The organism is Mesorhizobium sp. WSM4813 (assembly GCF_055811555.1).
This window is the reverse complement of the sequence record NZ_JBVVQU010000059.1, coordinates 1-16,714: the sequence shown is the minus strand read 5'-3', so window position 1 is coordinate 16,714 and position 16,714 is coordinate 1. Positions and strand designations below refer to the sequence as shown.

The window sequence follows — 16,714 nt, the reverse complement described above, 5'->3', positions numbered from 1 at the left end:
GCGCCGAGCCTTTTCGGCCCGGCTCCGCGATTTGGTGTAGCGCGCCGGCTTGCGCATCGGCTAAGGCGGGATACATCATTTCCCATCAGAATCGCGGATGGCAATGAAGTCGTCGTCCGATTCGTTAAATCCGCAATTTTGATGCGCCCGTAGCGCTAGAATGAGGTGATCGACTGTGCGGTCCACGCTGACAGACATAGCCCGGGAAGCCGGCGTTTCAGCCGCCACGGTCGACCGTGTGCTCAACAACCGCGCCGGGGTCAGGGCGCGCACCCGCGAGGTCGTGCTGGAAACCGCGCAGCGGCTTGGCTACATCGCGGAAAATTCGAACAGCCCGACCCCACGCAACGCCCTGCCCGGCGACGTCATACGGCTCGATTTCGCCCTGCCCGCCGGGACCAATTCCTTCATCAAGATGCTGCACCGGCATATCGAGGCGCAGGCGCAGTCGCGGCCCGATCTCGATGTGCGCGTCGCCACGATCGAAGGTTTCAATCCTGATCGGCTTGCCCGCCTGCTGCAGGAATTGCGCGGCCAGACGCAAGGCGTCGGCGTCATCGCGCTCGACCATCCGACGGTCCGCGAGGCGATCCGCTCGCTATCGGCCAGCGGCGTCAAGGTCGTCACCATCGCATCCGATATCCTGCATGTGCCGAGGGTCGCCTATATCGGCATCGACAACCGCGCCGCCGGCCGGCTCGCCGGCTATCTGCTCAATCGCTTCATGGCCGCCGATCGTCCGGGCAAGGTTGCGCTGTTCGCCGGCTCGCTCTCCTATCGCGGCCATGAGGAGCGAGAGATGGGCTTCCGTCACATTCTGACGGAAGACTCGCCCAATCTGCAGATCGTCGAGATGCGCGAGATGCTCGACGACCGGGAAAAAGCCTATTCGGAGGCTTCTGCCCTGCTGGACCGGCACCCGGATCTGGCGGCGATCTACAACGTCGGTGCCGGCAACACCGGCATCGCCCGGGCGCTCAAGGAGCGAGGGCGCGCATTGTCGACTGTGTTTCTCGGCCACGAGGTGACGGAAGGCACCAAGGATCTGCTGCTCGACGGCACGCTCGACGCGGTCATCGACCAGAACCCGCGCGTCGAGGCCCGTGAAGCGCTCAACACCTTGACCCATGCGATCAGGGGCTTGCCCTACGAACTGCACCAGCCGAGGCTGCAGGTAATCTTCAGGGAAAGCATCCCGGAGATCTGAACGGAACCGGGATGAGAGAGGCCGCGCCGGCAAGTGCGGGATGTGGCGTCATAGGTCCATGAGCTAGTCGGCGCCTGCCACCTCCGGATACAGCGCCTGCGCCAAGTTGCGGATCGCATCGGCGGTGCGCGGGCCGAAGCCGATCATGTAGGCGCCGTCCAGCACGATCAGCGCCTTAGTCTCTGCCGCCGGCGTGGCGCTCAGCGCGCGGGTGCCGAACACCTGCTCGGCGGTTGGGCCGCCCTTGCCGTCGCTCATCATCAGGATGACATCGGGCGCCATTTCGATCAGCTTTTCCTCCGACGCTGCCTTGTAGCCCTGCACTACGGCCATCGGATTGATGCCGCCTGCATAGCGGATGATTGCAGCGGCCGCGGTGCCGGCGCCGGCAGCACTCAGCCGCACGAGGCCGTGGAAGAACACTACTTTCTTGCGGCGCTCGGGTGCAATTTTCGCGGCGAGATCGGCGGCAGCCTTGAAGGCGTCGAGCACGTCCCGTGAAACCTCCCTGCCCTTGTGCTCAAGGCGAAGCGCTGCGGCAATCAGGGTGATCTTGCGCTCGATGCCTTGCGGACTGTTGTCTTCCGGCACGAGGACGACCGGGATCGCCAGCGACTTGAGCACCTCGATCGCCTCCGGCGGCCCGCTGTCCTGCGCCGCCAGGATCAGATCGGGGCGAGGCGCGACCAAGCCTTCCACGGACAATTGCCGCCGGTAGCCGACATCCGGCTTTTGCGCGACGGAAGCGGGATATTTGCTGCCGCGATCGACCGCGATGATCCGGCCGCCGGCGCCCAGCGCATCAACGATCTCGGTAACGTCGGAACCGAGCGTCAATATCCTGGTTCCCGGACCGGTCGCGACCGTCCGCCCCGATGCGTCGACGACCATATCCGCGGCCAGCGCGTTGAATCCGCAAGACGGCGCAAGAACAGAAAACGCCAACAGTAGCATAACTGCCATGCTGCCCGATCGAAACCAGCGCATCTGCCTGCGCCCGCTGCCACTGCCGACCATGCCGTCTCGCTCCCGCGCTTGAGATTCCTCGATGATGGTCGTGACTATAAAATTAAAGTTGACTAATGTCATCATGTTTCAATAAGTAGCCCTGCCCGACCCACCGGTCGAGCTTCTCCATCATGCCAGCCAGGGCCGACGGCCGCCGCCAGCAATCTTGCTTTTCCCGGGGGCGGCATCGCTATGAGACTGACACGCAACAAGACCTTGATGGCGAGCACCGCGCTCGCCTTCGCACTCGGCCTGTGTGCCGCGCCGCCCGCCACCGCGCAGGAGGAGCAGAAGGAGCAGAAGGAAGGCGCCGCCGCCAAGGCCGACCGTCCAGCCAAGCCGCCCCAGCAGGCTGAAGCGAACGAGCCGACCGTGCTCGACCTGATCACCATCTCGGCGACCATGATCAAGACGGCTGTCATCGACTCGATGGCCGCCATCAGCGCCGTCGACTCTGAAGAGCTCGAACGCATCCAGCCAGACACCGCCGCCGACATTTTCCGCACCACGCCCGGCGTTGCCGCCTCTATGAACGGCGACGATCCGGCGACTGCCATCAACATTCGCGGACTGGAACAATATGGCCGCGTGGTGGTGACGCTCGACGGCGCCCGCCAGGATTACTGGCGCGTCGGCCACGGCTCGGGCTCGTTCTATGTCGAGCCCGAGCTGATCAAAGATGCGACAGTCATTCGCGGCCCGGTCTCGAATGCCTATGGCTCGGGTGGCATCGGCGGCGTCGTCTCCTTCGAAACCAAGGATGCCGGCGATTTCCTCAAGCAGGAGGAACGTTGGGCGCTGAGCGAAAAGCTCGGTTATGAGAGCAATGGCGACGGCTTCACCACCAGCACCACCGGCGCCTACCGCTTCAGTGACGACGCCGATATCATCGGCAATCTCATCTATCGCGACCGCGACAGCTACACCGACGGCAATGGCGACACGGTGCCGTGGACCGGCGAGAGCATCACCAGCGGCTATATGAAGGCGACGCTGCGCCCCGCCGACGGCCACGAGCTCAAGCTCGGCGCGATCCTGCAGCGCTACAGCGACCAGATCACCGGATCGAGCGGTTCAACCTCGCCGACGCTGAGCCGTTACAACACCGACACGACCAACCAGACCTACACGGCAGCCTATACCTGGAAGCCTGACGACAACGAGCTGATCGACTTCAGCGCCAATGCCTACCACAACCGCACGCGCGCCGAGCAGACACAGGTCTGGCCGGCGTCGGCGATCGGCAACTTCCGCTACTACGACGTCGCCACCACGGGCTTCAACGTTAAGAACTCCTCGCGTTTCGATGTCTGGGAGATCGCCCACACGCTCACCTATGGGCTCGACTATTATTATCTGGAGGCCTCGTCGGAAGCGGCGCATTTCGGCGCCGGCGAACAGCAGGGCTATGGTGGCTTCCTGCAATGGCAGGGCGACTATGAGAACTGGCTGCAGCTCATCGCCGCCATGCGCTATGACGGCTACCAGCTCGACGGCGAAACGAAGACCGTGCCGCCGGAGGAAGCCTCGATGTCGGGCGACCGCTGGTCGCCCCGCCTCACCGTTGGCGTTACGCCGCTCGAAGGCTTCCAGCTCTACGGCACCTATTCCGAAGGCTACCGGGCACCGGGCCTGCAGGACGTCTATCGCGGCGGCGGTGCGCATGGCGGTGGCGACAGCTACCAGCCCAACCTGCTTCTGCAGCCCGAAACGGCGAAGAGCTGGGAAGCCGGCGTCAATTTGAAATACGACGATGTGCTGACCGCCGGCGATCAGTTTCGTGCCAAGGTCAACGTCTTCCACACCGATATCGAGGATTATATCGACGTCGACCTGACCGTCTTGCCGAGAACAGCGATCAACATCGGCGACGCGCGGCTGAAAGGCATCGAGGCCGAGGCGGTCTACGACAATGGCTGGGGTTTCGTGAATCTGGCCGGTGCCCTGATCGACGCTAAGGTCGTCAGCGGAGTTTACTCCGGCCAGGCGCTGAACAACACGCCGCTCGACCGCTTCTCGGCGACCGTCGGCTTCAGGATGCTGGAAGACCAGCTCACCATCGGCGCGCAATATCTCAGCGTCGGCAAGATCACCCGCACCAGCCGCACCGACCCGGACCGGCCGCCCGAAATCAATGACGGCTTCGACCTCGTCAATGTCTTCGCTAACTGGCGCATCAACGACCACGCCAAGCTCGATTTCGCCGTCGATAACGTCTTTGACACCGCCTACACCGACCCGCAAAGCGCATGGTTGACGTCGGCGGCAACCGAACAGGGCAAGGGCCGCACCTTCAAGGTGGCGCTGACCGGCAGGATCGGAGGTTGAGAATGACGCAAACTTCAGTGAGCGGACTGGCCTGCGAAGCGCGTCTGAACCTGCGCAATCTGCCGCTTTATATCGACCGCATCAGCGACAGGCTGCAAAGCTTCGATGCCGATGCCTCGCAGGAGGGGCCACGGCTTGACTTCCGCTTCGCCTTCGGCGCCGCATCCTTCGACATGGACCGGCTGGTGATGCGGGCCAATGCCGCCGACCGCGATGGGCTGGCGCGCATCAAGGATCTGCTGGCCACCGCGGTCGAAGTCTATGCCAAGGAAGAAAACCCCGAGATCGTCTGGACCGGCGATTTCGCCGGGGAAACCCGCCTCGCCCAGTTCCGCGAGATGGTCGTCACCCAAGTTGGCGATCTCACACCGCATATGCGCCGCATCCGCTTCGCTGGTGAGGATCTGGGGCGTTTCGCGAAATTCGGCGGCATGCATATCCGCATGCTGTTTCCGACCAGGGAGGTGCCTGAACCGCTGTGGCCCGTGCTCGGCGGCAATGGCTTGCCAGCCTGGCCCTCGAACGACAGGCGTCCGGTGGCGCGCGTCTACACGATCCGGGCGCTCGACGTGGAAAAGGGCATCATCGACGTCGACTTCCTGATCCATCCCGGCGCCAGCGTCGGCGCGCACTGGGCCATGCACGCAACTGCGGGCATGAAAATCGGCATCATGGGACCGGTCGGCCGCCCGGTGCGGCTGGCATCATGGTATCTCATGGGCGCCGACGAAACCGGCCTGCCGGCGCTGGCGCGCATGCTGGAGACGCTGCCCGCCGAGACGAAAGGCGCGGCCTACATCGAGATCGCCGACGATGGCGAACGACAGGTGATCGACAACGCGACCGGCATAGAGCTGCACTGGCTGCCGAGAAATGGTGTACCGGCCGGCCTCGACGAGAGGCTGGCGCGCGCCATCCTGTCAGTGGCATGGCCGACCGGTTCGGCGTTCGGCTGGTTCGCTGCGGAAGCGGCTGCCGCCACGACGGTGCGCGAACACTGGCGCGGTACGCTCCGGCTTGGCCGCGACGAGACGCTGGCAGCGGCCTATTGGCGGCAGGGCGCGGCAGGACTGATGGCCGGCTAGATCTTGCTTACCATCGCTTGCGCATCGTCAGCCATGCTGATCGCGATCCGGTCGCCTGAGACAATGCCTGAGACATCGCAGACGACCAGCGGCATGCTGACATCGTAGAGAAACTCGGCGACGATGGCGCCGACGGCAAGGATCGGATCCGGCCGCTCCAGGATAATGCCGGCCGGCGCCGTGCGCCGGCGGATCGCCTCGGCGAGAACCGAAGACGAGGATGACGAGCCGCGCCCGGATGCCATCACCAAAATCTTGCCGGCGACATTTTGGCCAAGACCAGGATGCGAGTGGTCGATGATTTCGCCTGTTTCGACGTCGATCCCGCCCCAGAAGCTGAGCGCGTGCGAAAGCACCAGCGCCGAGCCCTGCGCTTCGCCGGGAAGCTGGAAGATGCCGGTGCGTTCGATCCGGTCTGTTTCGGCCGACCGCGTCATGGCGCGCTCCGCACGACATGCCCGGCCGCTGCCGAGCGGACGCAATCTTCCATGTCGCCGAACGCTACCGACACGCCGATATTGCCGGGCGCGTAATGTGCCCATTTGCCGGAATTGGTCATCACCACGCCGTCGAGACGCTCGAGGATGGTGGTGACATAGGTGCAGGTATCGGTCACCGGAATGAGGCTGAACTTTTGCGCATCGTCCAGCTCGCCCTCGTCCTGAAGCCGCGTCAGCGTCGCGCGTCCGGTGTTGACATAGATCGGAACGCCCCTGCCCGGCGCGACCTCGCGCAGCATCGGCAGCAGGCGCATCCACTCGTCATGCGAAAAATGCGGCGTGCCGAGCGACACGGCCGCAAGCGGCGCGCCGTCGGGGACGCTCGACAGCCTGGCCAGCGCGTGGTCGATGTCGGCGCGAGAGATCCGGATCGTCTCCTCCGGTGCCTTGCCGCGAAACGCCTCGTCGAGCGTCTTTGCTTCCGGCGTAATGCCGACCGCATGAAACAGTGCCACCGCGCCCGTCGTTGCCGCCGCCGCACCCAGCGCCTTCAGCTGGTCCTCGTCGCGCGGCTGCCGCAGGCCCGATATGACGGGAATGCGGTCGCCGCTCCTTTGCCCGACAATGAGCCCGACGCCGACGAACAGGGCGTCGGTAGGCTCGAAAGAACCGGTCAGCTCGAACAGGATCTGGCCGCGTCGATTATCGCTCAAATGCAATCCCCAGGCCGGCGCGCGCCCGGTCATCGCGCAGCACAAATCGATGAAATCACCATAGCGGTTGGTCCGCGCGCCGATCACCGAATTGGCAAAGACGATGGCGTTGGACTCGCCCCAGGCGATCTGCTGGCCGAAAGCCGGCCGGAACCGCGTCTGATAGGGCGCGCAGGTGAAGGTCGCCTGGCCGCCGAGCTCCAGATGCGCCTTCATCAGACGGCGTGCCGGCGCCTCTTGCGACGGCGGCATCTTCACCAGTCCGGGATGGATGAGGTCGAACGAGCCGACATTCAGCGTCGTCGGCACATGCACGCGACCGCCGCCCTCGACCAGCCTTTCGACGAAATCGAGGCTGGCCTGGCCGTGATAGAGGCAGCCATCGATATGGGCCCCGGCAATATCCAACAGCTTGCGCGCGCCGACTGCGTTGGAAAAGGCGACCAGTATCTTCATCGCGGCGGCCACGGCCGGGCCCCGCTCGCCCTGTAGCATCGACTGGTCATCCGCACTGAGTTCAAGTGTCATCGGATGTTCCGCTTTCGGCACTATGCCCGATCATGCTCTCCTCGATTGCGGTCCCCTGGCAAGATCAGTTCGCAGCGATCAGCACCGTACTCCCCGGCGACCAGCGCAGCACAACCTCCTGGCCTTCGGCCAGCTTTTCAATGCCTGTGTTCTGCACGATGACCTTGAGTGTTTGCCCGTCGTGATCGACAAAATAGGTGCTGTTGTTGCCGGCGAAGATGCGCTTGGAGACTTGGCCACGGAGCACATTGCCATCGGCTTGGTCCGCGCCTCCGGAATCGGCGGCGATGCGGATGCGTTCCGGCCGCACCGCGCAGCTCGCTTTGACGCCAGCGGCAAGCGTCGCGCCAGCCCCGGCGGCGATCGCCGTGCCGTCGGGCAAGCGGATGCCGGTGCCGGTGTTCTCGCCGCGCAATATGTTGGCGTCACCGAGGAAGGTGGCGGCGAATTCGCTCTTCGGGCTGTCGTAGATGTCCTCCGGCGGTCCTTCCTGCACCAGCCGGCCGTCGCGCAGGATACCGATGCGGTCGCTCATCGTCAGCGCCTCTTCCTGGTCGTGGGTGACGAAGATGGTGGTGATGCCGATCTCGCGCTGGATGCGTTTCAGCTCGACCTGCATGTCGACGCGCAGCGCTTTGTCGAGCGCGCCCAGCGGCTCGTCGAGCAAAAGCACGCGCGGCTTGGTGACGATGGCGCGCGCCAGCGCGACGCGCTGGCGCTGGCCGCCGGACAGCTGATGCGGCCGGCGGCCACCGAGCTTGCCGAGCTGCACCAGGTCGAGCGCACGCTGCACCTCGCTGGCGATCGTTGCCTTGGCCTCGCCGCGCACCGACAGGCCGAAGGCGACATTGTCGGCAACGCTCATATTGGGAAACAGCGCATAGTTCTGGAACACCATGCCGATGCGCCGCTTCTCGACCGGCACCCGCTCGACGCTCTCGCCGCCGATGGCGATGCGACCGGAGTCGGGAAAATCGAAGCCGGCGATCTGCCGCAAGAGCGTGGTCTTGCCGCTGCCAGAGGGCCCGAGCAGTGCATAGAAACCGCCGTCGGCGAAATCGATGGACACGTCGTCCAGCGCCTTGTGCGCGCCGAAGCTGCGCGACAAACTCGATACCTGCACGCCGGCCATTATTTCTCTCCGCCGAATTTGAAGAACCGTGCCGTAAGCAGCATCAGCGCCATCGAGACGACGATGATGATCGTCGAGACGGCGTTGATCTCCGGCGTAAAACCCTTGCGGATCGCGGCATAGATTTCGACCGGCAGCGTCGTCTGGCCCGGCGTCGATAGGAAGTAGGACACCACGAACTGGTCGAACGATACGGCAAAGGCGAACAGCCCGCCGGCGATGACGCCCGGCATAATCCAGGGCAAGGTCACGCGCCGCGTCACCTGCCACTGGTTGGCGCCGAGCGAACGCGCCGCCTCTTCCAGTTCTGGTGCAAAGGTCTGCAGCCGGGCCGAGACGACGACGATCACATAGGGCAGCGCCAGCGCCACATGGCCGAGCAGGATTGCAAACAGACCACGCCCGATACCGATGCCGAAGAAGAAGATCAGCATCGCCGTGCCGGTGATCAGCCACGGAATGGCGATCGGCGGAAACAGCAGCGCCTGCAGGAATTTCTTGCCGCGAAATTCGTAGCGGAAAAGCGCTAGCGACGCCGCCGAGCCGAGCACAACGCAGATGATGGTGGTGAGGATCGCGATTTCGAGGCTGTTCCAGGTGGCCGAGATCAACTGATCGTTCTGCCACAACGAGGCGTACCACTGTGTCGTCCATTCGAACGGCAATTGGTAGAAGGGCGAAACGTTGAACGACATCAGCGCCATGATGATGATGGGCAGATAGAGGAAGGCGAGCAGCAGCCAGATGTAGAGCCGGCCGAGCCATTCCAGGATACGCGTCGTCGCCATCACGCAGCCCTCCGCAGTACCGGCGACGCCAATGCCAGGATGACCAGCACGACGGCCAGCAGGATGAAGGAGAGTGCTGCACCCAGCGGCCAGTTGAAGACGGCAACGAACTGGTCCTCGATGACCGTGCCGTAGAAGGTGCCGGTGCGCCCGCCGAGGATACGCGGCTCCATGAAGGAGCCGACGACGGGAACGAAGATCAGCGCCGCACCGGCGACCAGCCCAGGCATGGACAGCGGAATGATCACCCGCCTCAGCATTTGCAGCCGCGAGGCGCCGAGCGAACGTCCTGCCTCGATCAGAGAATCGTCGATCGCCTGCAGCGTCAGGTAACAGGTCAGCACCATGTAGGGCACGTAGGAGTGCACCAGCCCGATGATGACGGCCGGATAGGAATACATCAGGTCGATATTGATGTTAAACGGCAGCACGGCGTTGAGCGCGGTGTCGAGAATGCCGCCTTCGCGCAGCACCATCGCCCATGAGAAGATGCGCACCAGCCCGTTCGACCAGAACGGCAGGATGACGAGCAGGAAGATCGCCTCGCGGCTGCGCCCCTTCAGCACCTTGGCCAGCACATAGGCCGCGGGATAACCGATGACGACGCACCAAAGCGTCACCTCGAGCCCGAGCCTGAGCGACGCCAGCAGCAGCGTCAGATACAGCCCCTGTGAGAAGAAGGTGGCGTAGTTCTCCAGCGTGAACGACCACGCCTTCCCCGACAGCGGCAGCTCGGTCATGAAGGAGAAGAAGACCATGGCCGACAGCGGCAAAAAGATCGCCACCGTCAGCCAGAGATAGGCAGGCAGGAGCAAGGGCAAAGCCGATCGCAATCCGCTCCTCGAACCGGTCGCGACCTGTCCAGCCATATGCCTCTCCACGAAAACCTGCCCGTTACTTCACGTTGACTTTGAGCTCTTGCCACAGCGCCAAATAAGCCTCGCGCTGCGCATCGCTGATCGGCGCCTGGAACTGGATGCGCTTGGCGACATCAGGATCGCCCATCACCTTTCGGTTGAACGCATCTTCGGGAAGCGCCGCGACTGCCTTAGTATTGGCCGACACCGGCGCACCGACCTTGGTGACCCATTCAACGTAGAAGCCAGGATCGATCATGTAGTTGATGAAGGCCTCGGCACCGGCGACATTCTTGGCACCGACCGGGATGGAAAAGGCGTCGAGCCAGGCGACTGCGCCTTCCCTTGGGATGACCAGCGAGACTGGCAGCTTGAAATGCGTCTTGGCGCGATCGGCCGAACCGCTCCAGTAGGTGCCGATGTCGATCTGGTTGGAGGCGACCATTTGGTTCCAATCGTTTTCCGAGCTCCAGAATGTCTTGATCTGCGGTATCAGCGAGGTCAGCTTCGCCTTGACCGCTTCCATATCGTTGATGTCGTTGATGTTCTGGCCGGTGGCGATGGCGCCGAACTGAACCGCTTCGACCGCGTCGTCGCGGATTGTGACGCGGCCCTTGTGGGCGGGATCCCACATTTCGGCGATGCTGGTCGGCGGCGTCTCGAAGGATTTCTCGTTGATGGCGAGCGCGGTCAAGCCCCACACCCATGGCACGCCATAGACCTTGCCATCGCGGGCGAGCATCGGCGAGCCTGCCTTGTCCGGGCTGATGTCGGCATAGTTGGGAATCTTCGAGACATCGATCGGCTGGATCAGTTTTTCCGCCATCGCCTGGTCGTTGAAGGCGGCGTTGATCATGACGACATCGTAGAGGCCGGGATTGGTCCTGAGCTTGGTCAGCATTTCCTGTTCGGAATTGAAGAAGTCGTTGACGACCTTGTTGCCGGTCGCCTTCTCGAAGGCGGCGATGGCCCAGGGCTCGTCGGCGCCGTATCCCTTCCAGTTGAGCACATGCACTTCGTCGGCCCTGGCGGCCAGCGTAAGTGCCGAAGCGAAGACGGCGGTTGCCGCCAGAAAAGCAGTCAGTTTGGGCATGCGCATGTTCGTTCCTCTCATTGTTCTGCCCGGTTGGCGGGCTTGTTGCGTCATTTAGGCTTTCACAAATGGGCCTCTTGCTTCCAGCCGTGCACGGATCGATCGTCATGGCTGAGGAATGTCTGGATCTCCTGGTCGGTCGGCGCCGACGACCCGCCATGGCGGGTGACCGAGAGCGCCGCCGCCGCATTGGCGTAGCGCGCCGCTTCGAAGGGCGGCACGCCGCGCGACAGCGCGCTGACGAAGGTGCCGATATGGGTGTCGCCGGCGCCGTTGGTATCGACGGCGGCGACCTTAAGACCGGGCACAGCCTGCGCGGTGCCGTCAGCCAGCCGCACGAAGCAGCCTTTTGCCCCGGCACGGATGACGACCGCCTCGGCGCCTGGGCAGTGATTGGAAAGAAGCCGGGCAGCAATGGCCTCGACAGCGCCGGGGCCGGCGATCTCAGCAGCTTCAGTTGTATTGCAGCTCAACCAGCTCGTGCGCGCCAACACCCGGTCGAGAATGGCGCGCGGAATGTCCGAGACGACAGGCGTCGGATCGAAGACGAAGGGAATTTCCGCCGGCAGCGCCTCAATCCAGTCGGCCAGCGCATCGCGGCTCGCGACATAGCTCAGCGTATAGCCGGAGGCGAACACCCAATCCCCCGGCGCAACCCGGACGGCCGCCATCATGCCGAGGCTGAGCACGCTCTCGGCGCCGGGCCATGACACGAAGGTGCGCTCGGCGTCGCCGCTGATCATGGCGACGCAATTGCCGCTGTCCATCAGCGGCAATGGCTGGGTCAGCGTTTCGATGCCCTCGGCGGCAAAAGCGGCGCGCAGGAAGTCGCCATTGGGGCCGCTGCCGAGCTGGCCGCCGAAGACTACCTTCATGCCGGTGCGGCTGGCCGCGACCATCATGTTGAAGCCGCCGCCGGCGACCTGGGCAAAGCTCGATGCGGTCTTTTCGGTGCCGGGCGCCGGCAAGGCGTCGATGCGGTAGACATAGTCGACCACCGCGCTGCCGATATGGACGAGCCGCCCGCTCATGTCAGGCTGAGCTCCGCTCATGCCGCCGCGTCCTTGCCGGAACTGCTTTTCGCGATCCGCGCCGCGACCAGATCGGCGGCGAGCGCCCGCACCTGCGCCACGTCGAGGCCTTTGAGCCGGGCGATGTGTTCCTGCGGCAATCGGGAAAAGCCGGCGCAAGCGCCTGCCATGCCGGCGGCAATGGCGCCGATCGTGTCGGTGTCGCCGCCGAGATTGGCGCTGATGACGGCCGCCTGCCAGGGATCGCCACCAGCGATTTCCAACACCGCGAAGGCCGCCGGAACCGATTCCTGGCTGGCGACGCCGGTGCCGACCAGGTCCACGATCAGCCGGATGCCGTCAGTGACGGCCTTGCCGCGGACGAGGCTTCTCGCCCAGTCGATCCGCGCGGCGATATCGCCGCCGGTGACCCAGTGTCCGAGTGCCGCCCCTTGCCTTGCCGCCACAACCGCACGATCCGAGGCTGCTCGCCAGTCGCCGCCGGCAACACCGCAGCTGACCGCGGCAGCGACGGCTGCGGCCGAGGCAATGGCGATCGAGGTGTTGTGCGTCGCCCGGCAGGTTTCCGCCACCTTGGCGACCAGCCCGTCGAGCGGCTCCAGCGGCATCATGATGCCGACCGGCGCGATGCGCATCGCCGCGCCATTGGTGTCGCCGCTGCGCCCCGCTTCCTCGGCCGGCACGCCGTCATTGATGGCGTCGATGGCGCGCTTGGTAGAAGGTCCGAGCAGATCGTAGCTGCCGCGCGCCTTGACCTCGCGCTCCCAGTCGAGCAGCGCCATGACCCAGCGCGTGTGGTCGAAGCCGTCGCCTGAAACAACCAGGATGCGGCCGAGCAGCAGCGCCTGTTCGGTGTCGTCGGTGACAGTGCCGGCGGCCAAGCCCTTCGACACCGGATGATCGGCGACGGGCGCGACGAAATCCTCGACGTGGCCGTAGAGCTCGGCGATTTGGGCCGGCGACAGCAGCTGCGTCGGCATGCCGAGCGCATCGCCCAACGCACCGCCGATAAGCGCCCCCATCGCCCCGTCGATCGCCTCGGCGCTGTCCATGCTCAGAACTCCAGGTGAAGGGCGAAATGCGCCGGATTGAGCAGGCTGGTGACGTATTCGATGGCGCGGCCATCGGCGGCGCGCGTCAACCGCCGCGTGCGCAGGAACGGCGCGCCGGGCGCGCAATCGAGAATGGCCGCGTCCTCGGCGCTCAGCATCTCGATGTCGACCCACTCCTCGCCGTGATCGGGGACGAGCCCCGCCCCGCGCAGCGTTTGGTGCAGCGAGCCCTCGCGCAATCCGCGCAGCGGCACGTCCTCCAGCTCGGGCGACAGCGGCAAGCGGCTGCGCTCGATCGAGATGGCATGGCCGTCATCGGCGTTGGAGCGCACCCGGTCGACGGCGATGAAGAACGGGCTTTCGATGCCAAGCCTGCCAGCGAGCTCGGCATCCTGCATGACTTCGAGCCTGAGCGTGCGCGTGTCGGCATTGGCGCCGGCATTGGCCAGCGCCCGCGACCAGCCGACGGCGTCGTCGACCGGCATGCCGTCGAAGGTGACGAACGAGCCGATGCCGACTTTGGTGGTGATCAGCCCGCGGCTGGACAATTCCTCGAGACCCTTGCGGATGGTGTTGCGGCTGACGGAAAAGCGCTGGACGAGCTCGTTCTCGCTCTGCAGGCGGTCGCCGAAGCCGAGCACGCCGGAGCGGATCTCGTGTTCGAGGACGGTGGCGATCCGTTCGGGCTTGCCCGTTCCGGGAGACGACAGAGTCGTGCGACGCGCCATGGAACACCTGTTCAGCAAACCTGTATAGTCCTGTTCAATATCGTGACCTTTCAGTCATGTCAACTTCTCGTGGCCAGCACGTTTTTGGGTTCCCGGCATCCCGGGCAGGATTGCCCTGCTGATCATGACGGTTCGTCGCAGGCTGGAATTTTATCGGAACTTTCACCACGCCCGAGCGGTTTTTTCTGTAGTCGCGATGCGGCGACAACCGAAAAAAATGGAGATAAATGGAGGCAAACCATGCTTAAGAAGATTCTCGCAGCGTCCCTACTCGCCGCTGGGCTGGCCACTTCTGCGATGGCCCAGAACGTCGCCGACCCGGACGCCGACATGGATACCGGCAGCGACAGAAGCGTCGTAACGGACCCGGCCCCGATCGATCCGAACCTGGCCGAACCGGACGCTGTCGATCCCGGGATTACCGGTAGTATTATTGCGGGCCCTGGCGGCATGAATTCCAATGCCGATCGGAACTGCCCTCCAGGCCCGCAGGGCGCGATGCCTGATGCCACTCATAAGGCTCCCGGCACCGTTTCACCGACCGTCAACGACAACCATTGCGGCAAGTAGCAGAGATCGAGATTTCGGGACTCACGCTTTCGGCCGCGGACGGAGCTTCGTCCCGCGGCCGAAGTGTTATTGTTCTAACTCGCCGAACCTTTGCGCGGCCGAGCAGTCTTTGGCTTAGTGTCCTCGGGCTTGACTTTGGCGGCCGTCGGCTCCTTCGGTCGAGCCGCCTCGACTTTCGGCCGGCTCTCCTCACCGACGATCTCGGCTGTGGCTTGGTCCCAGTGCTGCTGATGCGCGCCGTCGGGGCGGCCGGCCTGCTCCCAGATTGCGTGGGCCCGCCGGCGAATGCGTTCCTGCCTGTTGTCCGTCACTGTTGTCTCCTCGGCTCAATCCGTGAGCGACAACTTTTAGCTGAAATTTCGATCGGCGTCTTGAGCGGCTTCAGCCTAGTCGGACAGCACCGCGACACCGAGAAGTGCCGCCTTTTTGGTGATCAGCCCCGCCAGATCCGCGTCCGAGCGCTCCGTTCCTGTTCGCTCACGCACCGCTGCGATCAACTCCTTCATCGACAACAGAGAAGTGCCCCGTTCAGCAAGCAGCTTGTCGACAGATGCGGCCACATTGCGTGACTCGACATGTGGCAACATGGAAATGGCTCCTTCCGCGACAAGACGATCAACAGCCGGCCGCCTGCCGGCGAGCCGCCGCTCCTCTCGCGTCTTCCCGAGAGAGCGGCGGGCGAAGGTCAGTCAATGACCTGCACGATCCTGCGGGTGCCGGGATCGACCAGCACGGTGCGATCGTCGACGACCACGTATCTGTATTGCACGTCGGGAACGTCGATCGGGTGAAGTTCAACCGTTTCGGGCAAGGTGGAACGGATGTTGAGCTCCACTCCCAGAACGCTGATCGACGCCAGCGGGTGCCTGTCCACATATTCGCGGATGACTGTCTGCTGCTCGGGCGTGACAATCACCTGGTCTGCGGTGGCCACGCCGACACCCGTAAGCAGCACCAACCCGGCGGCGGCAGGAACAAGGTGGATCTTCATCGTCTTCTCCTGTTCTTGTTGGCGGACTTCGCCTTCCACGGGTGGCAACATTAGATCACAATCGGGACGGCGGGCTCTCTTTGGAAACGCTCACGCCACCTTCTTGTTCCGTGAGCGGCGGCTAATTGGCGCCGCAGTGGCGCCGCCCGGATGCGTTGCTGCGACCAACCGCAGTGGCCCGCGTTCCCTGTTGCAGGCACGCGGGCCGATCGGTTTGCCCGATCAGCAGCGATACCGGAGGGGGTGATATCGACTGCTTCGAGAGGAACATTTAGCGAGAGCTAATGTTCCGCCCAGCGGCAAAAAAGCCTGCCGGCGTCGGGCACCCGTCAGGTGCTTGGACGGCAAAGGCTCCAACCTATTGTTTCGGCGGCTGCGGCGGCACCTCGCCGGGCTTGAGCACCGGTGTTTTGCCTTGGTCCGGCGGCGGCGGTGCGGCCATGCCCTGATCGCCGGTCGGCGGCGGCTGCAGCACGCCGTTGCAGGGATCAAGCGTTTCGGTCAGGCTGTCGCCGGCACCGTTGTTGACGGGCGGCTCCTGCTGCTGGCCGTTCTGCGGCTGGGCCTGGCAGGGGCCGGCAGGCGCCTGGTCTTGTGTCTGGTTATCCGTCTGGGCGGCAGCCGGCGCCGCCAACGCCAGTGCGCCGAGCACGCCCATGATCAACGCGCTCGGCAGGGATGCGAAAGGTTTCATGTCGAACTCCTTTCCCGCGAAAGATCACCTCCTTGCCAAAGCAGGTGGGCGGCGATTGGTTCCCGCATGCTGCGACGCGCCCGGCTCCATGCTGGTTCAATCGACCGGCAACAGTTTTGGGCGGCAATGGCGACGAGCTCCTTGGAAGACTCCAAAAAACCGCCCCGTTTCCGGGGCGGGCGCAGCATGTTGGTGAATCGTTAATCAGCGATTGCTACTATAGTGAACCATGACCAAAAATCTCGGAAACGCCCTCAGGAATGCCCCAAAGGAACCGGCAAGGAGCTCCGCTCTGAGCCGGCTGGCGCCGGCCTTGTTTCCCCTGGTGGTCGTCGCGGTTGGATATTTGATAGGCTGGCAATTCTTCGGCTTCTAGCGCATCGGCAGCCTAGTGCATGTCGCGCAAAAGTGTGCAGCGGTTTTGCGATAACGACATGCATAAAAACAACAACGCTAAAGCGCGTCGCAT

At 64.1% G+C, this 16,714-nt stretch carries 18 protein-coding genes; 4 read left to right on the top strand and 14 right to left on the bottom strand.

The window, feature by feature from the left end:
• Window positions 1-175 precede the first annotated feature (175 nt).
• The gene (locus AC0L25_RS26760; protein ID WP_473598262.1) at window positions 176-1,207 is read left to right on the top strand and encodes a LacI family DNA-binding transcriptional regulator; all 1,032 of its coding nucleotides are present in this window, start codon (window positions 176-178) and stop codon (window positions 1,205-1,207) included.
• A 63-nt stretch (window positions 1,208-1,270) separates the two neighbouring features.
• Here AC0L25_RS26760 and AC0L25_RS26755 read toward each other — a convergent pair whose 3' ends face one another.
• Window positions 1,271-2,098, bottom strand: coding sequence for a heme/hemin ABC transporter substrate-binding protein (locus AC0L25_RS26755; protein WP_473598261.1), 828 nt, complete (start codon window positions 2,096-2,098; stop codon window positions 1,271-1,273).
• A gap of 309 nt (window positions 2,099-2,407) precedes the next feature.
• On the opposite strand from AC0L25_RS26755, the gene AC0L25_RS26750 reads away from it, so the two are divergent.
• Together AC0L25_RS26750 and AC0L25_RS26745 are read left to right on the top strand one after the other, a co-directional pair.
• Window positions 2,408-4,543: a TonB-dependent hemoglobin/transferrin/lactoferrin family receptor gene (locus AC0L25_RS26750; protein ID WP_473598260.1), complete on the top strand. Its 2,136-nt coding sequence runs from the start codon at window positions 2,408-2,410 to the stop codon at window positions 4,541-4,543.
• 2 nt (window positions 4,544-4,545) lie between these two features.
• Window positions 4,546-5,628: an SIP domain-containing protein gene (locus AC0L25_RS26745; protein ID WP_473598259.1), complete on the top strand. Its 1,083-nt coding sequence runs from the start codon at window positions 4,546-4,548 to the stop codon at window positions 5,626-5,628.
• Here the strand turns inward: AC0L25_RS26745 and AC0L25_RS26740 are convergent.
• The 9 genes from AC0L25_RS26740 to AC0L25_RS26700 form a co-directional block, all read right to left on the bottom strand.
• Window positions 5,625-6,065, bottom strand: a complete 441-nt coding sequence (locus AC0L25_RS26740; RefSeq protein WP_473598258.1) for an aconitase X swivel domain-containing protein — start codon at window positions 6,063-6,065, stop codon at window positions 5,625-5,627. The genes AC0L25_RS26745 and AC0L25_RS26740 overlap by 4 nt on opposite strands.
• Window positions 6,062-7,309, bottom strand: a complete 1,248-nt coding sequence (locus AC0L25_RS26735; protein ID WP_473598257.1) for an aconitase X — start codon at window positions 7,307-7,309, stop codon at window positions 6,062-6,064. The genes AC0L25_RS26740 and AC0L25_RS26735 overlap by 4 nt, the downstream gene beginning before the upstream one ends.
• A gap of 64 nt (window positions 7,310-7,373) precedes the next feature.
• Entirely contained in the window at window positions 7,374-8,441 is a 1,068-nt protein-coding gene (locus AC0L25_RS26730; RefSeq protein ID WP_473598256.1) for an ABC transporter ATP-binding protein, read from the bottom strand.
• On the bottom strand, window positions 8,441-9,229 hold the full coding sequence (locus tag AC0L25_RS26725) for an ABC transporter permease (RefSeq protein ID WP_473598255.1): 789 nt from the start codon (window positions 9,227-9,229) through the stop codon (window positions 8,441-8,443). The genes AC0L25_RS26730 and AC0L25_RS26725 overlap by 1 nt, the downstream gene beginning before the upstream one ends.
• Window positions 9,229-10,098, bottom strand: a complete 870-nt coding sequence (locus AC0L25_RS26720; protein WP_473598254.1) for an ABC transporter permease — start codon at window positions 10,096-10,098, stop codon at window positions 9,229-9,231. The genes AC0L25_RS26725 and AC0L25_RS26720 overlap by 1 nt, the downstream gene beginning before the upstream one ends.
• A 25-nt stretch (window positions 10,099-10,123) precedes the next feature.
• Complete coding sequence (locus tag AC0L25_RS26715; protein ID WP_473598253.1) at window positions 10,124-11,185, bottom strand: ABC transporter substrate-binding protein; 1,062 nt, start codon at window positions 11,183-11,185, stop codon at window positions 10,124-10,126.
• 56 nt (window positions 11,186-11,241) lie between these two features.
• Window positions 11,242-12,210 (bottom strand): PfkB family carbohydrate kinase, encoded by a 969-nt coding sequence (locus AC0L25_RS26710; RefSeq protein ID WP_473598277.1) that lies wholly within the window; start codon window positions 12,208-12,210, stop codon window positions 11,242-11,244.
• Between the two features lie 17 nt (window positions 12,211-12,227).
• The gene (locus tag AC0L25_RS26705) at window positions 12,228-13,262 is read right to left on the bottom strand and encodes an ADP-ribosylglycohydrolase family protein (RefSeq protein ID WP_473598252.1); all 1,035 of its coding nucleotides are present in this window, start codon (window positions 13,260-13,262) and stop codon (window positions 12,228-12,230) included.
• A 2-nt stretch (window positions 13,263-13,264) separates the two neighbouring features.
• The gene (locus AC0L25_RS26700) at window positions 13,265-13,990 is read right to left on the bottom strand and encodes a GntR family transcriptional regulator (RefSeq protein ID WP_473598251.1); all 726 of its coding nucleotides are present in this window, start codon (window positions 13,988-13,990) and stop codon (window positions 13,265-13,267) included.
• Between the two features lie 240 nt (window positions 13,991-14,230).
• Here AC0L25_RS26700 and AC0L25_RS26695 point away from each other — a divergent pair, with 240 nt between their 5' ends.
• Window positions 14,231-14,560 (top strand): hypothetical protein, encoded by a 330-nt coding sequence (locus tag AC0L25_RS26695; RefSeq protein WP_473598250.1) that lies wholly within the window; start codon window positions 14,231-14,233, stop codon window positions 14,558-14,560.
• 74 nt (window positions 14,561-14,634) lie between these two features.
• Here AC0L25_RS26695 and AC0L25_RS26690 read toward each other — a convergent pair whose 3' ends face one another.
• The 4 genes from AC0L25_RS26690 to AC0L25_RS26675 form a co-directional block, all read right to left on the bottom strand.
• Window positions 14,635-14,871 carry a DUF2934 domain-containing protein gene (locus tag AC0L25_RS26690; protein ID WP_473598249.1) on the bottom strand — a complete coding sequence of 79 codons (237 nt, stop codon included), beginning with the start codon at window positions 14,869-14,871 and terminating at the stop codon, window positions 14,635-14,637.
• A gap of 75 nt (window positions 14,872-14,946) precedes the next feature.
• Window positions 14,947-15,147, bottom strand: a complete 201-nt coding sequence (locus AC0L25_RS26685; RefSeq protein ID WP_473598248.1) for a hypothetical protein — start codon at window positions 15,145-15,147, stop codon at window positions 14,947-14,949.
• Window positions 15,148-15,245: 98 nt separating this feature from the next.
• Window positions 15,246-15,551 carry a DUF1236 domain-containing protein gene (locus tag AC0L25_RS26680; RefSeq protein ID WP_473598247.1) on the bottom strand — a complete coding sequence of 102 codons (306 nt, stop codon included), beginning with the start codon at window positions 15,549-15,551 and terminating at the stop codon, window positions 15,246-15,248.
• Window positions 15,552-15,909: 358 nt separating this feature from the next.
• A complete protein-coding gene (locus AC0L25_RS26675) occupies window positions 15,910-16,245 on the bottom strand; it encodes a hypothetical protein (RefSeq protein ID WP_473598246.1) in 336 nt (111 codons plus the stop codon).
• Window positions 16,246-16,714: the final 469 nt, after the last annotated feature.

Bases quoted from the DNA above. Each gene is read 5' to 3' on its own strand.
- AC0L25_RS26755 (WP_473598261.1), bottom strand. From the start codon at position 2,098: ATGGTCGTCGACGCATCGGGGCGGACGGTCGCGACCGGTCCGGGAACC.
- AC0L25_RS26750 (WP_473598260.1), top strand. From the start codon at position 2,408: ATGAGACTGACACGCAACAAGACCTTGATGGCGAGCACCGCGCTCGCC.
- AC0L25_RS26745 (WP_473598259.1), top strand. From the start codon at position 4,546: ATGACGCAAACTTCAGTGAGCGGACTGGCCTGCGAAGCGCGTCTGAAC.
- AC0L25_RS26740 (WP_473598258.1), bottom strand. From the start codon at position 6,065: ATGACGCGGTCGGCCGAAACAGACCGGATCGAACGCACCGGCATCTTC.
- AC0L25_RS26735 (WP_473598257.1), bottom strand. From the start codon at position 7,309: ATGACACTTGAACTCAGTGCGGATGACCAGTCGATGCTACAGGGCGAG.
- AC0L25_RS26730 (WP_473598256.1), bottom strand. From the start codon at position 8,441: ATGGCCGGCGTGCAGGTATCGAGTTTGTCGCGCAGCTTCGGCGCGCAC.
- AC0L25_RS26725 (WP_473598255.1), bottom strand. From the start codon at position 9,229: ATGGCGACGACGCGTATCCTGGAATGGCTCGGCCGGCTCTACATCTGG.
- AC0L25_RS26720 (WP_473598254.1), bottom strand. From the start codon at position 10,098: ATGGCTGGACAGGTCGCGACCGGTTCGAGGAGCGGATTGCGATCGGCT.
- AC0L25_RS26715 (WP_473598253.1), bottom strand. From the start codon at position 11,185: ATGCGCATGCCCAAACTGACTGCTTTTCTGGCGGCAACCGCCGTCTTC.
- AC0L25_RS26710 (WP_473598277.1), bottom strand. From the start codon at position 12,210: ATGAGCGGGCGGCTCGTCCATATCGGCAGCGCGGTGGTCGACTATGTC.
- AC0L25_RS26705 (WP_473598252.1), bottom strand. From the start codon at position 13,262: ATGGACAGCGCCGAGGCGATCGACGGGGCGATGGGGGCGCTTATCGGC.
- AC0L25_RS26700 (WP_473598251.1), bottom strand. From the start codon at position 13,990: ATGGCGCGTCGCACGACTCTGTCGTCTCCCGGAACGGGCAAGCCCGAA.
- AC0L25_RS26695 (WP_473598250.1), top strand. From the start codon at position 14,231: ATGCTTAAGAAGATTCTCGCAGCGTCCCTACTCGCCGCTGGGCTGGCC.
- AC0L25_RS26685 (WP_473598248.1), bottom strand. From the start codon at position 15,147: ATGTTGCCACATGTCGAGTCACGCAATGTGGCCGCATCTGTCGACAAG.
- AC0L25_RS26680 (WP_473598247.1), bottom strand. From the start codon at position 15,551: ATGAAGATCCACCTTGTTCCTGCCGCCGCCGGGTTGGTGCTGCTTACG.
- AC0L25_RS26675 (WP_473598246.1), bottom strand. From the start codon at position 16,245: ATGAAACCTTTCGCATCCCTGCCGAGCGCGTTGATCATGGGCGTGCTC.